At 69.5% G+C, this 13,274-nt stretch carries 14 protein-coding genes; 4 read left to right on the top strand and 10 right to left on the bottom strand.

Going from position 1 to position 13,274, the window contains the following annotated elements; genetic code table 11:
* Nucleotides 1-79 precede the first annotated feature (79 nt).
* Nucleotides 80-1,519, top strand: coding sequence for an NADP-dependent phosphogluconate dehydrogenase (gndA, locus tag ACFYZQ_RS27520; RefSeq protein WP_389152963.1), 1,440 nt, complete (start codon nucleotides 80-82; stop codon nucleotides 1,517-1,519).
* 75 nt (nucleotides 1,520-1,594) lie between these two features.
* Here gndA and ACFYZQ_RS27515 read toward each other — a convergent pair whose 3' ends face one another.
* The 9 genes from ACFYZQ_RS27515 to ACFYZQ_RS27475 form a co-directional block, all read right to left on the bottom strand.
* Nucleotides 1,595-1,849: a hypothetical protein gene (locus ACFYZQ_RS27515; RefSeq protein ID WP_389152960.1), complete on the bottom strand. Its 255-nt coding sequence runs from the start codon at nucleotides 1,847-1,849 to the stop codon at nucleotides 1,595-1,597.
* Between the two features lie 117 nt (nucleotides 1,850-1,966).
* The gene (locus ACFYZQ_RS27510) at nucleotides 1,967-2,311 is read right to left on the bottom strand and encodes a GNAT family N-acetyltransferase (protein WP_389152958.1); all 345 of its coding nucleotides are present in this window, start codon (nucleotides 2,309-2,311) and stop codon (nucleotides 1,967-1,969) included.
* Between the two features lie 23 nt (nucleotides 2,312-2,334).
* The gene (panD, locus tag ACFYZQ_RS27505; RefSeq protein WP_389152955.1) at nucleotides 2,335-2,754 is read right to left on the bottom strand and encodes an aspartate 1-decarboxylase; all 420 of its coding nucleotides are present in this window, start codon (nucleotides 2,752-2,754) and stop codon (nucleotides 2,335-2,337) included.
* A gap of 252 nt (nucleotides 2,755-3,006) precedes the next feature.
* Entirely contained in the window at nucleotides 3,007-3,417 is a 411-nt protein-coding gene (locus ACFYZQ_RS27500) for a hypothetical protein (protein ID WP_389152952.1), read from the bottom strand.
* Nucleotides 3,384-3,527, bottom strand: coding sequence for a hypothetical protein (locus ACFYZQ_RS27495; protein WP_389153116.1), 144 nt, complete (start codon nucleotides 3,525-3,527; stop codon nucleotides 3,384-3,386). Before ACFYZQ_RS27495 ends, ACFYZQ_RS27500 begins: the two co-directional genes overlap by 34 nt.
* Nucleotides 3,524-5,491, bottom strand: a complete 1,968-nt coding sequence (locus ACFYZQ_RS27490) for an acetoacetate--CoA ligase (protein WP_389152949.1) — start codon at nucleotides 5,489-5,491, stop codon at nucleotides 3,524-3,526. Before ACFYZQ_RS27490 ends, ACFYZQ_RS27495 begins: the two co-directional genes overlap by 4 nt.
* Nucleotides 5,488-7,071: a bifunctional 3-(3-hydroxy-phenyl)propionate/3-hydroxycinnamic acid hydroxylase gene (locus tag ACFYZQ_RS27485; RefSeq protein ID WP_389152946.1), complete on the bottom strand. Its 1,584-nt coding sequence runs from the start codon at nucleotides 7,069-7,071 to the stop codon at nucleotides 5,488-5,490. Before ACFYZQ_RS27485 ends, ACFYZQ_RS27490 begins: the two co-directional genes overlap by 4 nt.
* Before the next feature lie 20 nt (nucleotides 7,072-7,091).
* Nucleotides 7,092-8,030, bottom strand: a complete 939-nt coding sequence (locus ACFYZQ_RS27480; protein ID WP_389152944.1) for a fumarylacetoacetate hydrolase family protein — start codon at nucleotides 8,028-8,030, stop codon at nucleotides 7,092-7,094.
* Nucleotides 8,031-8,053: 23 nt separating this feature from the next.
* Nucleotides 8,054-9,199: a VOC family protein gene (locus ACFYZQ_RS27475; RefSeq protein ID WP_389152941.1), complete on the bottom strand. Its 1,146-nt coding sequence runs from the start codon at nucleotides 9,197-9,199 to the stop codon at nucleotides 8,054-8,056.
* Nucleotides 9,200-9,331: 132 nt separating this feature from the next.
* On the opposite strand from ACFYZQ_RS27475, the gene ACFYZQ_RS27470 reads away from it, so the two are divergent.
* The 3 genes from ACFYZQ_RS27470 (at nucleotide 9,332) to ACFYZQ_RS27460 (ending at nucleotide 10,914) form a co-directional block, all read left to right on the top strand.
* Entirely contained in the window at nucleotides 9,332-10,000 is a 669-nt protein-coding gene (locus tag ACFYZQ_RS27470; protein WP_389152939.1) for a TetR/AcrR family transcriptional regulator, read from the top strand.
* A 38-nt stretch (nucleotides 10,001-10,038) separates the two neighbouring features.
* Nucleotides 10,039-10,251: a hypothetical protein gene (locus ACFYZQ_RS27465; protein ID WP_389152936.1), complete on the top strand. Its 213-nt coding sequence runs from the start codon at nucleotides 10,039-10,041 to the stop codon at nucleotides 10,249-10,251.
* 432 nt (nucleotides 10,252-10,683) lie between these two features.
* Entirely contained in the window at nucleotides 10,684-10,914 is a 231-nt protein-coding gene (locus ACFYZQ_RS27460; RefSeq protein WP_389152933.1) for a hypothetical protein, read from the top strand.
* Between the two features lie 271 nt (nucleotides 10,915-11,185).
* Here ACFYZQ_RS27460 and ACFYZQ_RS27455 read toward each other — a convergent pair whose 3' ends face one another.
* Complete coding sequence (locus tag ACFYZQ_RS27455) at nucleotides 11,186-12,928, bottom strand: glycoside hydrolase family 6 protein (RefSeq protein WP_389152930.1); 1,743 nt, start codon at nucleotides 12,926-12,928, stop codon at nucleotides 11,186-11,188.
* Between the last annotated feature and the right edge of the window lie 346 nt (nucleotides 12,929-13,274).

Raw genomic sequence — 13,274 nt, 5'->3', positions numbered from 1 at the left:
CACGTCAGGATGGGCGCAGCACCACTGCCGGGCAATACTGGCGGGGCCGTACTCACGACGCAGTTAGGAAGCAGGCGGTATGAGCACTTCAGCCCAGATCGGCGTGACGGGACTGGCGGTCATGGGCCGCAACCTCGCCCGGAACTTCGCGCGCAACGGCTACACGGTCGCACTGCACAACCGGACGGCGTCACGCACGCACGCCCTGGTGGAGGAGTTCGGACACGAAGGCGACTTCATCGCGGCCGAGACCGCCAAGGAGTTCGTGGCGGCACTGGAACGACCGCGCCGGCTGGTCATCATGGTCAAGGCCGGCGGTCCCACGGACGCCGTGATCGAGGAGTTCGCCCCGCTCCTGGAGCCCGGCGACATGATCATCGACGGTGGCAACGCGCACTTCGCGGACACCCGCCGCCGGGAGAAGGCGCTGCGCGAGCAGGGCATCCACTTCGTCGGCATGGGCGTCTCCGGCGGGGAGGAGGGCGCGCTGAACGGGCCGAGCATCATGCCGGGCGGCCCGAAGGAGTCGTACGACTCGCTGGGCCCGATGCTGGAGAAGATCTCGGCGAAGGCGGCGGACGGCGCGCCCTGCGTCACGCACGTCGGCCCCGACGGCGCCGGCCACTTCGTGAAGATGGTGCACAACGGCATCGAGTACGCCGACATGCAGTTGATCGGCGAGGCATACCAGCTGCTGCGTGATGTCGCCGGCTACTCCCCCGCGCAGATCGCGGAGATCTTCCGCACCTGGAACACGGGACGTCTGGACTCGTACCTGATCGAGATCACGGCCGAGGTGCTGTCCCACGTGGACGCGGCCACCGGCAAGCCGTTCGTGGACGTGGTGGTCGACCAGGCCGAGCAGAAGGGCACCGGCCGCTGGACCGTGCAGATCGCGCTCGACCTCGGTGTCCCGGTCTCCGGCATCGCGGAGGCGGTCTTCGCCCGTTCCCTCTCCGGTCACGCTGCCCTGCGGGAGGCCTCGCGGGGTCTGGCCGGTCCGACGGCGACCCCGCTGTCCGAGTCCGAGGCGGCGGCCTTCGCGGACCGCGTGGAGCAGGCGCTGTACGCGTCGAAGATCGTGTCGTACACGCAGGGCTTCCACGAGATCGACGCGGCGCGCGCGGAGTACGGCTGGGACATCGACCTCGGCGCGGTCTCCGCGATCTGGCGCGGTGGCTGCATCATCCGCGCGGCGTTCCTCGACCGTATCCGCGCCGCGTACGACGCCCGGCCGGACCTGCCGAGCCTGCTGTCGGACGAGACGTTCGCGCAGGAGATCGCGGCGGCCCAGGACGACTGGCGCGAGGTGCTCGTCGCCGCGACCCGGCAGGGCGTGCCGACGCCGGGCTTCGCCGCGGCCCTCGCCTACTACGACGCGCTGCGCGCCGAGCGTCTGCCCGCCGCGCTCACCCAGGGGCAGCGGGACTTCTTCGGCGCGCACACCTACCGGCGGGTCGACCGGGACGGCGCGTTCCACACGCTGTGGGGCGGGGACCGGTCCGAGGTGTCCGCGTAGGTCTCCCGGCAGGAGGACGTACGCAGCGGTGGGCGGCCCGGGTGGCCGCCCACCGGCGTTTCGTGCTCCGCCGGATCAGGTCAGCGGCGGTCCGGGCTCGGGGTTCGGGACCGGCTCCGGGCCCGGCGGGATCGGCGACGGCGAGGGCTCCGGCGGGCCGTCCGGCTCGGGCGGCGGCTGCGGAACCGGGTTCGGCCCCGGGGCAGGGGGCGGCCCGGGCGCGGGCGGCGGCTCGGGGGGCGGGACCGGGTTCGGGGTCGGCTCGGGGTGCTGCGGGTCCGGGCCGGGCGTCGGTCCGGGCGGGACCGGGTCGGGGTACGGGTTCGTCATCGTGTCCTCCGGCCAGTCACTCGACGTGGGCTCTGGACTACTCCCCCACCTACCCGACGGCCGCCCCGCCACTCACCCGCCGGGGGGACGGCGCGCCGCCGGGTGGGTGCCCGTCCCTCAGAACCGGCCCGGATGCGCCACCAGCCAGGCCTTCGCCGCGTCCAGCAGTCGCGGGTCGGGCGCCGGGGCGACGTCGGGGTGCCGCTCGGCCCACTTGACGACGTACGGGCAGAGCGGCGCCACCGTGACACCCTCGCGCTCGGCGCTCGCGTACAGCTCCCGGGCGAGGGAGCCGGCGATGCCCTTCCCCTCGTGGGCCGGTTCCACGATCGTGTGCACGGGCACGAGCGCCCGCTCCGGGGCGTCGAGGACGAAGTACTCGACGTGCCCGACGACTTCCCCGCCGGCCACCGCCTCGAGGCGCCCCGCCGTCCGGTCGTCGCGGATCTCGATGTCGCTCATGGCCACGCTCCTGATGGCGTCGGTCAGGCCGGCACGGCCTGCGGGCTGCGCTGCTGGTCCGACCCCGGCACCGGCTCGGACGGGTCGGCACCGAGGGCCACGATCCGGTTGTCGCGGTCGACGTGCACGACCCGCGGCTCCAGCGCCCGCGCCTCGGCGTCGGTGACCTGAGCGTAACTGATGATGATCACCAGATCACCGGGCTGGACGAGATGCGCGGCGGCCCCGTTGATCCCGACGACCCCCGACCCGCGCTCGCCCTCGATGACGTACGTCTCCAGACGGGCACCGTTGGTGATGTCCACGATGTGCACGAGTTCGCCGGGCAGCAGGTCCGCGGCATCGAGCAGGTCGGCGTCGATCGTCACCGATCCGACGTAGTGCAGGTCGGCCTGGGTGACGGTGGCGCGGTGGATCTTGGACTTGAATACGGTACGAATCATTCAGCACTCCCGGTATTCGCTCCCTGCCTGCTTTGTGCAGGTCAAGGGCTGTTCTCTCACCCTACAACGGCCCGCCACCAACGCGCTTCCGACGCCCGTTGCGGGCTTTGTGCTGACCGCTTGCTGACTTGGCTGACACTTCGCCAGCCACATACGGAAGGCTCTTCATGAGCCTTACATCTCACTTTCGGCCAACAAACGGGAACAGACTATAGACCCGTCTACCGGAGCCACATCGAGATCTGTGTCACGTCAGCGTCGACGCAGAGGACTCGGCCTCCAGTCGAGCGTCGTGGCACGCGACATCCGCGTCGGCGAGCAAATCAGAGACGCCCCCGAAAATGGATGCTGTCTCAGCTCAGTAGCAGAGAAGGCGTCGAGCGTGCCACGTACGCCAGTCCGTCGTACTCGCGCATGAGCACCGTCTCTGTCACGGTGAAGCGGTACGTCACGCGTGGCACACCGGCGCCGAAGGCCCGCACGAGCTGTGGGCTCTCCAGCCACCGGGCAACGGCGGGCTGGGTTCGGCCGGCGCAGAGGTCGATCAAGTGGTCCTCGGGGGTGGCCGAGGCCAGCGGGGCCTGGACGGAGCGTGGACCCCCCGCGCTGGTGGACCACGGCGGCAGGCATCATGAGCACAGCCAGCCCGGCAGCGGCAGCCACGCCGAGCGGAGCCAAGGCCAGGCCGAGCAGCAGACCGGCGGCTCCGGCGATCTGAAGGAGAAGAAGATCGCTGAGAGTGCGACGGCGAGGGTGAGCTGTGCGGTCGTCATGCCGATCGGTCCTGGCGCTCGGCGCCCAGTTGGGCGTAGTAGTCGATGAGGTGGGGGATGTCCACGGCGGCCAGGTTGACGACCTGCTCGACCGGGGCGCCCTGAAGGATGCGCTTGACGGGGACCTCGAGCTTCTTGCCGGTGCGGGTGTGCGGGATCCCGGGCACTTCGAGGATCTCGTCGGGGACATGACGGGGTGAGGCACCGCTGCGGATGGCTTCACGGATGCGGTCGCGGAGAGTGTCGTTCAGTTCGGCTCCGGCGGCCAGCACCACGAACAGCGGCATCCAGTAGCCGCCGTCGGGTTCCTCCGCGCCGATGACGAGGGCCTCGGAGATTTCCGGGAGGCGTTCGACCACGTCGTGGATGTCGGCGCTGCCGAGCCGGACACCGTTGCGGTTGAGCGTGCTGTCGGAGCGGCCGTGGACGATCACCGAGCCGTGACCGGTGACCGTGATCCAGTCGCCGTGCCGCCACACGCCGGGATACGAGGAGAAGTAGGCGTCGCGGTAGCGGGTGCCGTCGGGGTCGTTCCAGAAGCACAGCGGCATCGACGGCATCGGGCGGGTGACAACCAGTTCGCCGACCTGGCCCACCACCGGAAAGCCCTCGCTGTCGTACGCAGCCAGCGCCACTCCCAGGTGCGGTGCGGACAACTCACCGGCCCACACCGGGGTGTTGGGCGCGCTGCCCGCGAAGCCGGAGACGACGTCCGTGCCGCCGCTGATAGAGGCCAGCAGCACGCGGTCGCCGACGTGCTCGCGGACCCAGGGGTAGGCGGAAGCCGGCAGGGCGGAGCCTGTGCAGCCGACCACGCGGATGGACGACAGGTCGTGCACCGAGGGGTCGATGCCGAACTTGGCCATGCTCAGCAGGTACTGGGGGCTGGTCCCGAAGACGGTCACGCGATGGCGGGCGGCAAGCTTCCACAGGGTGTCGGTCTGGGCGGGGGGTGCCGGGCTGCCGTCGTAGGTACAGGTCGCAGCGCCCGTCAGCAGCGTCGAGGCGACAAGGTTCCACATCATCCAATGGGTGGTGGTGTACCACAGGAAGCGGTCGCCGGGGCCTAGGTCACAGTGCAGGCCGAGAGTCTTGAGGTGCTCCAGCAGGACGCCACCGTGGCCGTGGACGATCCCTTTGGGCAGGCCGGTGGTGCCAGAGGAGAACACGATCCACAAGGGGTGGTCGAACGGTACCGGCGTGCAGGCGAGTGCCTCGGTGCGCGTCGAGGCATCGTCCCACGGAATCACCAGCGAGGGGTACGTCCGTGATGGCCACGGCAGGCCCACGTGGTGCACCAGCAGGGTCGCTTTCAAGGTGGGCAACGCATGGGCGAGTTCGAGGGTGGCTTCGCGGCGGTCATGGGTGGTGCCGTTGAAGAGGTAGCCGTCGGCGGCGACCAGGACCGTGGGTTCCAGCTGGGCGAAGCGGTCGGCGGCGGCCTTGGGCGCGTAATCCTGACCGCAAACCGACCACACGGCGCCCAGGCTCGCGGCGGCCAGGAACGCGATGATCGCGTGCGGGGTGTTGGGCAGATAGCCGACGACCCGGTCACCCATGCCGACGCCCAGGTCGCACAAGGTCGCGGCGACGGAGGCGACCTCGGCGCGCAGCCGACTGGCGGTCACCTCGTAACAGGAGCCCGTCTCGTCCAGCGCGATGATGGCCACGGCATCGTCGGCGAGGTTGCGCAGGGCGTGGTGGGCGTAGTTGAGAGTGGCGCCGGGGAACCAACGGGCACCCGGCATCGTGTCCTCTGCCAGGACCTGCTCGTACGGGGTGTCCGCGTCGATGTCGAAGTACTCCCACACCGCTTTCCAAAAGCCCTCGAGGTCGGAAACCGACCGGCGGTGCAAGGTGGCGTAATCGGCGCCGGGCATCCCGATGTGGCGGGCGAAATCCATGATGTTGCTGTCCGCGACGGCCCGCGGATCAGGCGTCGTGAAAGGGGCGGGCACGGTCATCGACTGGCACTCCCTGAGCAGGCTTTCTTCAGTGGTCCGGCGGGGTCATAGGGGTTTCGCGTGGTGTGCAGGAGGGACGCCCAGGCAGCGGTGTCGGTGAAGTAACGGCCTCCGACGGGGATGGCGTCCAGGACGACACGGTCGGGACGCAGCAGGACAGCGTCCGCCCGGCCGGCGCGCATCCAGGCGGCGAGTGTTCCGCCGTCGTCGAGGTCGGTCACAGAGATCACGCGGGCACCGAGTCCGTGGGCGAGGGAATCGAGTGAGGGCCACGTCTCGGTGGTGGTGAGCACGGTGAAGGAAGCGCCGAGCACCTCGTCGAGGCGGGTGCGCCGTCCGTCCGCGGTGATCCACGGTTGCGGGCAGTGGGTACCCACCAGTGCCCTGCGGGGGCGGCGTCGGACGAGAGGGCCTGCGGTCAGAGGCGGGTTTAGGTCGTGGCCGACCGCCTCGGTCAGGCCAGGGATGCGGCAGGCCGCGGCCAGGATCCTGCGGCGCAGTGCGGCGGCGCGGTCCTGGCCGCCGGTCATGGCCCAGCCCATGGCGACCGCGAGCCGGATCACATGGCGGGCGTGCGGTTTGCGTTCGCTCTCGTAGGTATCCAGGATCCGTTCGTCGGCGCCCTGCTGGAGGACGTGCGCGAGCTTCCAGGTGAGGTTGCAGGCGTCGCGCAGGCCCGAGCACAGGCCCTGTCCGATGAACGGCGGGGTGAGATGGGCGGCGTCCCCGAGCAGGAAGACCCGCCCGCCGCGCCAGCGGTCGGCTATGCGCGCCCGGAAGGTGTACTCCGCCTTGCGGACGATCTCGAAGTCGCCCTGGTACGAAGGCGGCAACCACGGGGTGACCAACTCGCGGACCGGCTGCATCGCCCCCTCACGCAACCGGAATTCCCAGCGGTAGCGGTCTTCGCCGACTCGCATGAAGGTCGCCGGCCGGTCCGGGTCGCAGACCTGATCGACTCCTTCCCAGCAGCGGACGTCGGCCGTCGTGCGGACGTCGATGACGCTCCAGCGTTCCTCGAAGCGCAGGTCCTCCCAGACGGCTCCGATGGCTGCGCGGGTGAGACTGTTCGCACCGTCGCAGCCGAGCACCGCGTCGGCCCACAGCTCGTGTTCGCCGCTCGCGTCGCGGTAAGTCATTCGAACTGGGCCGTCGCCGTCCTGTTCGATGCCGACGGCCTCAGCCCCACCGCGCAGTTCACACTCCGGGTGCCTCGCCAGGGCGCGGCGCAGCAGTTGTTCCAGCTCGGGCTGGTCGAACATGCTGGTCTGCGGGTAGCCGTGCGGGCCGTGTCCGGAGCGGCGGAACTCGGCCATCACCCGGTGTCGGGCGTCCAGCAGGCGCAGCCCGCTCGCCGGTCGGGCGATCGCCGCGAACTCGTCCCCCACCCCTGCGGCCTGAAGGATTCTGCATACCTCGTCGTCGGTGGCGACGGCCCGCGGGAGCGGGTACGCGTCCTGATGTCGTTCGACGATGACACTGCGGACTCCGCGCCGGGCGAGGAGGAGGGCAGCGGTCACGCCCACCGGGCCGGCCCCGATGATCACGACGGGCACGCGTGCGGCTTCATCGACGGTCATGTGCGGCTCACCTCGGGGTGTCACTCGGCGTCCGTGACGGGCGTGCGCTGCTCGCCGAGGTCGATGTGGCGGTCCGGGGTCGCGATCGTCGCCGTGATCACATCACCCGCGTGCAGGTAGTGCGGATTCCTGGCCTGGGACTTGAAGAACGCCTTCCACTTCAGGGCGGGCGGGAGCAGGGCACCGATCTTCTCGACCGGCTTCGGCGGGGCTTTGAGGGCCGTGCCGCCGGGGGTGCCGGTCAGCAGCAGGTCGCCGGGGTCGAGGGTCTGGAAGCGGGCCAGCAGGGTCAGGGCCCGCGCCGGATGGACGATCATGTTGGCGAGGGTGCGGTCCTGACGCAGCTCTCCGTTGACGGACAACTGCAGCCGCAGGTCGAGGAGACGGGCGAAGTCCTCCGGCTCCAGCAGCGCGAGGTAGGGCCCGGTCGGTGTGAAGGTGGGGTACGACTTGCTCTCGTAGAACTGTGTCTTGGTCAGCTGCACCTCGCGGGCGCTGACGTCGTTGGTGATCACGAGTCCGGCGATGTATGACGGCAGGTCCTGCTCCTCGACGGTGGTGCCGACGGGCAGCGGCGCACCCATGACCAGGCCGAGCTCGATCTCGTAGTCGAGGAACCTCACATGCGCGGGTCGGACGACGGCCTCGCCAGGGCCACTGACCGAGCCGGACGCCTTGCGGAAGAAGGCGGGCGGAATTTCTCCGGTGAAGCCCGAATCACGGGCGTGGCTGCGGTAATTGACCATCTGCGCGACCACCCGGCAGGGAGTGGTAACCGGCGAAAGTGCGACCAGGTCGGCCAAGGGAGTGCCGGGCTCGCCGGAGGCGGCGGCTTCGCGGACGGCGGCCCGGTCCGCGATGAGTTCTGCGGTTGTGTCGGCTTTGGTCTCGACAGGGACAGCCCGGTTCCCGCGGACGACCCACCAGCCGTCAGCGGTGCGCAGGACATTGGTGCTCATGACATGGCTCTCTGTGAAGGGGGTCAGGAGTGGGCGGCCCTGAGCAGGCCGAAGAGGCGTGCCGGGTCCAGCTCGTTGTCGCCGCGCAGGGCCTGGATGACGTCGCGGACCCGCTGTGGGGAAGGGCTGGCGCCGAGGAAGTCGCGAGTGGCCGGCGGGCCCCACTGGGCCAGGCCGCTGGTCGACATGGGCGCCCAGCCTGGCTCGACGTCACAGGTGAAGAGGTCGCCGTCGGCGAAGTGCTCCAGCATGAAGTGGTCGGGGTCGCGCCAGTAGTCGAAGAGCTGGCTGCCCTGAATGTGCCGGCCGATGCCCCAACTGCGCTTGTAGCCACGCTCCTTGAGGTACTCGCCGCCGACGGCTATGGAGTCGAGGTCGGTGACCTGGTAGGCGGAGTGGACGTAGCCCGTGCCGGGACCCAGGTGCATGGCCAGCGTGTGATGGTCGGCCGGCACGCTGCCCAGATCGCAGCGGATGAACGCCATCGTCGGGCCGCGCTCGCGTTGGCCATCCAGGAACAGGAAGTCCGACACGATCATGCCGAGAGTGTCCAGGTACCACTCCAGTGCCTGACCGAAGACGCGAGTCTCCAGGACCAGATGCCCAAGACGCTGGATGCGCGACGGTTCGCGGGGCGGGCGCTGCATGGCGTTCGTACGACGGTGAGTGGTGCCGGCGTTGAGGAGCAGTGGCCGCTGCTCCGGCAGCGCGGGCAGTTGTTCACGGCGGTGCACCACTCGCACCGGAAATCCGGAGGGGTCGAGCAGGTCGACCACTTTGCCGCCGCCGGGTACGTCCGCATCCCGTACGGTCGCCCCGGTCGCCCGTGACACCCGGTCCAGGTCGGCCCGCTCGGTGGCCCGGAACGCCGGGCCGATGAAACGGGAGGTGCGTCCCTTACGGATCACCATGCAGGGCGAGCCGGCGAAAGTGCCGCGCAGCCACAGCTCCTGCTCGGTACGGGCGGCGATACCGAACCCGAAGTCCCGGGCGAAGACCTCGGCGCGGTCCAGGTCAGGCTTCTCGAACTCCAGCCATGCCAGGTCGGCCACCTTGATCAACGGATTTCGGGAGCGGCCGGGGTGTTCGCCGCGCAGAGCACCCTGCTCGCTGTGGAGGTCCTGGTGGGCCGTGATGACGTCGGCTCCCCTGACATGGGTTTCAAACACGGTGCCCTCCGAGCAACATCTACGATGAGGAAATCATCAGTTGTGACAGTTTCCTCGTCAAGACGCTCACGACAGAAAATGATGAATTCATCAGGACTGCGATCTCCATCGCCCGGCAGTTACACTCGGCGCATGTCTACGTCAGCCCGACCCAGCAACCGGTTCGAGCGGCGCCGCGCCGAAACCCGCAGGGCTCTCGTGCGAGCGGCCCGGCAGATACTCGCCGAGACCGGGGACACCAGCGCCAGCATCCAGGCGATCGCCGAGCGCGCCGACGTGGGCTTCGGCTCCTTCTACAACCACTTCGACTCCAAGACGGATCTGTTCGAGGCGGCGGTGGTGGACGCCATGGAAGAGTTCGGCCAGAACTTCGACGAGCGCCTTGCGGGCGTCGACGACCCCGCGGAACTCGTCGCGGCAGGCTTCCGGCTCAGCGCCCTCATGGCCGACTCGCACCCAGAGCTGATGCAGGTCCTGCGCCGCCGCGGCCTCGGCCACATCCACTCGGACAACGGCCTGGTCCGGCGAGCCCTGCGCGACATCGAGGCCGGCCTCACCTCCGGCCGCTTCAACCCCCTCGATCCGGTGGTCGCCCTGACCGCACTGGGCGGAACCCTGCTGTCTCTGGTGGAAATGAGATTCGCCCGCCCCGACCTGGACGGTGACAAGGCCGCGGTGCACCTCGCCGAGATGGTCCTGCGCATGCTGGGCGTCCCACCGGACGACGCCCATGAGGTCGCCCGGCGCCCCCTCCCCGCACCCACCTCACCGGCCACCCCCGCGCGGCCCGCCGGAAGGTGACCGACCGGCCAGGGAAGGCGCCCGAGGCGGCGGAAGCCGTGGAGCCATGCGATCGTGCGCTCGACTACGTCACCTACTTCATCGACCGCTCCGGCCGAGGCCGTCCCGGCATGGGGTATGGCGACCTGCCCGGCGGGCCCAGGCTGATCCTGCGCGGAGACATCGAAGCAGCCCCCTACGACGCCATCGCTCCCTACACCGAGATCTGTTACGCCACCACACCGACCGTCATCGACGAACACCCTGGCTGAGTGGACGCCACGTTTCGCACCACCCGGGTGACGAGACCATCGAGGTCACTGAGCGCTTCGACCTCGTGGTGGGCGCCGACGGCCTGCGCTCACCGTGCGCCGCCTGGTCTTCGGCCCGGACTCGCGGTTCATGCGGCCGCTCGGCCACATCATCGGCGCCACGATCAGCAAGGAGCCCGTGGCCGGCTATCGCCTTCAGGACGGCGTCGTCCTGGCCGAGCCGGGCCGCTCTGTATGGACTTTCCCCCTCACCGACAAGCAGCCCGGAGTGCTGTTCAACTGTCACACAAACGATGAGGACGCCCACTTCCGCCGTCCGCCCATCGAGTCGCTGCGGCCTCGCCTTCGGCCCCGCACCGACCGGGCCCGTGCTGGAACACCTCCTCGAGCAGTTCGAGCAGGCCGACGACTACCTCTTCGACTCTCCCCCAGGTGGAGATGTCGGCCTGGCACACCGACCGCGTCGTCCTGCTCGGCGGCTCAGCCTGGTGTCTGACCCTCTACTCCGGCATGGGCGCCTCAACCGCCCTGGTCGGCGCGGACCTCCTGGGCACCCTGCTGCAGCGCAACGGGAGCAACACCTGCCGGGCCCTGCGTGGATGGGACCAGCGGCCACGCCCCTTCATAGCCCTCCAGCAGCGCAGCGGCCGCACACAGGCCTGACTGTGTTCGTCCTCCCAAAGCCGCCGGCACAAGGCCGTGCGAACCTTCACCCAGAGGCTCGCCGGCCGTCCGGTCGGCAAGCGCGTGATGGAGAACCTTGCCGCCCGGCGGACCAAGGCAAAGTCCATCGACATCGCCGTTGTCTGACGACGGCCTTGTCCGACGTCGGCGCCGTCCGACTTGATCGATGGCGCACGCTCGGGAGCACACGATTCGCCGGGGCCACAGCTAAGGCAGCAGCTGGGCCCCGGCGGGTCACCGCGTCAACGGATCACGACAGCGGCGGGTAGGCGTTCTGCATCAGCTGCTGGAACTGGGCGGAGAACCAGTGCCCGGCGAGCGGTGCGTTGGGCAGCGCCCCGGTGGGGTTGTTGCCGTTTCGGGCGTTGCCGCCGTAGGTGGGATCGCACATGCGGTCGAAGCCCTTGCCCTCATCGTTCGGGATGGCGGCGCTGTTGCCGTCGGACTCTCCCGGCGGCTTGACCCACACGTAGGCGTCGACGCCGGTGGCGGGGGCGGCGGTGGGCCGCTGGCCGATTCCGGCGCCGCTCTGGTTGCACCAGTTGCCGGCGTGGATGCGTCGGTCGATGCGGCCGCCGTTGACGTAGTCGTCGACGGAGGTCATCGGTCCGGGGCCGGTGGGCCTGGCGGAGCCGCCCCAGCCGTTGCGGGAGGTGTCGATCAGCATGCCGAGGCCGGAGTCGAACCCGGCGGCTACCAGCTTGTCCCGCAGTCCGAGCGCGAACGACTGCTCGTCCACGTACTGGTTCCAGTCGACCCACTTGGACTGGCGTATGGTCTGCCCGTTCACCATGTCGGTGACCTTGAAGTTGGGCTCCTTGACGGGGCTGTAGTTGGCGGTGTTGACGATGAAGCCGGCCACGTCGCCCACCCTCGCGCCGTTGGTCGTGGCGACCTTGTAGAACTCCTGCACCGCCGGGCCGAGGTTGCTGTCCCAGCCCAGCCAGCCGTGGTGGCCGGCGTCGATGTAGTTGTAGACGTTGGAGAGGGCGCCGAGCTTGTCGAGGGCGTAGGAGACGCCTTTCTCGTAGTTGCCGTTGCTCTTCATGGTCACGCACGCGTCGGTGGTGGTGTTGGTGCCTCCGGCGTTGGTGACCAGGTTGGGCAGCGAGTCGGGTTCGATGACGGTGGCGATCCGCAGGCCCGCGTACTTCGACTCGGACAGGATCGAGGTGATCGGGTCTATGTACTGGCTCTTGTACTTGTCGAGGTCGTTCGGTCCCAGCTCGCCGTTGGAGGCGAGGGCGGCGCAGTCGCGGCCCGGCAGGTCGTAGATGACCAGCTGGACGACGAGTTCTCCGCTGCCCTTCTGCTTCAGCGCCTCGTCCAGGTGGGCGCGCAGGCCCATGCCGCCGTTGACGCCGTTGATGGCGGCGATGCGGTCCAGCCACACGGCGGTGGGCTGGTTGGAGATGCGGCTGCCGCCCGGTTCGGCGGCCGCCTTCGCGGACCACTCCGGGTTCACGTAGACCTTGGCGCCGACATAGGGGTTGGCGGCCTTCGGCCCGTCCGGGCCGGGGCCGGTCGGCCCCGGGTCGGTCGGTCCCGGATCCGTCGGTCCCGGATCCGTCGGCCCGCCGTCGACGTTGCAGGTCACGCCGTCGAGCGTGAACGTGGCCGGGACGTCGTTGGTCCCGCTGTAGGACGCCTGGAAACCGAAGCTCGCCGAACCCCCGGTGGGAAGCGTGCCGTTGTAGCTCTCGTTGGCGGCCGTCACGGACGAACCGCTCTGGCTGAGCTTCGCGTTCCAGCCATTGCTGATCCTCTGGTTTCCGGCGTACGACCACTTCAGCGACCAACTCGACTTGGCCGGGCCGTTGTTGGTGATCGTGACGGCGGTGGTGAAGCCGGTGTCCCACTGGTTCACCTTGTAGTCCACGGTGCAGGGCGCGGCCCCGGCGACGGCGCCGGCCGGCGCCGCGACGAGTGCGGCCGCTGAGGTCCCGCTGAGCAGCGCGAGCGCTGCGAGCAATGAGGTTTTGGTGCGACTCATGAGGACGGGGCCCTTCTGGTTAGAGGATTTCTCCGCTGTTGGAGCACGCGCAGGTGATCGCGCACCTTGATCCGTAATGGGTCGGCATGGCGTCGTGGCCGAAGGGCAAGGACGTTTTGGAGCAGCGATCCGCCCCCACGACCGGCGCTCCGGGCACGGGTACGGAACACACAGGAGACTTGGTCTGGGAGCGCTCCCCACTCGACGGTCAACGGGCGGGGGCTGCCGGCGTCCCTGTGTTCGAGCATCGCCGGAGGAGTGGAGGCATTCGCTCATGGGGCAGGGGAGCGTGAGCCGACCCTCGCGTCGGTTGTAGCGAGACTCGTCCGGCTTTCGTTCGGTGCGC

Source organism: Streptomyces sp. NPDC001843 (assembly GCF_042891955.1).
Taxonomy (GTDB): domain Bacteria; phylum Actinomycetota; class Actinomycetes; order Streptomycetales; family Streptomycetaceae; genus Streptomyces.
Note: the sequence above shows the minus strand (reverse complement) of the source record. Positions and strands in the feature narration are given on the sequence as shown.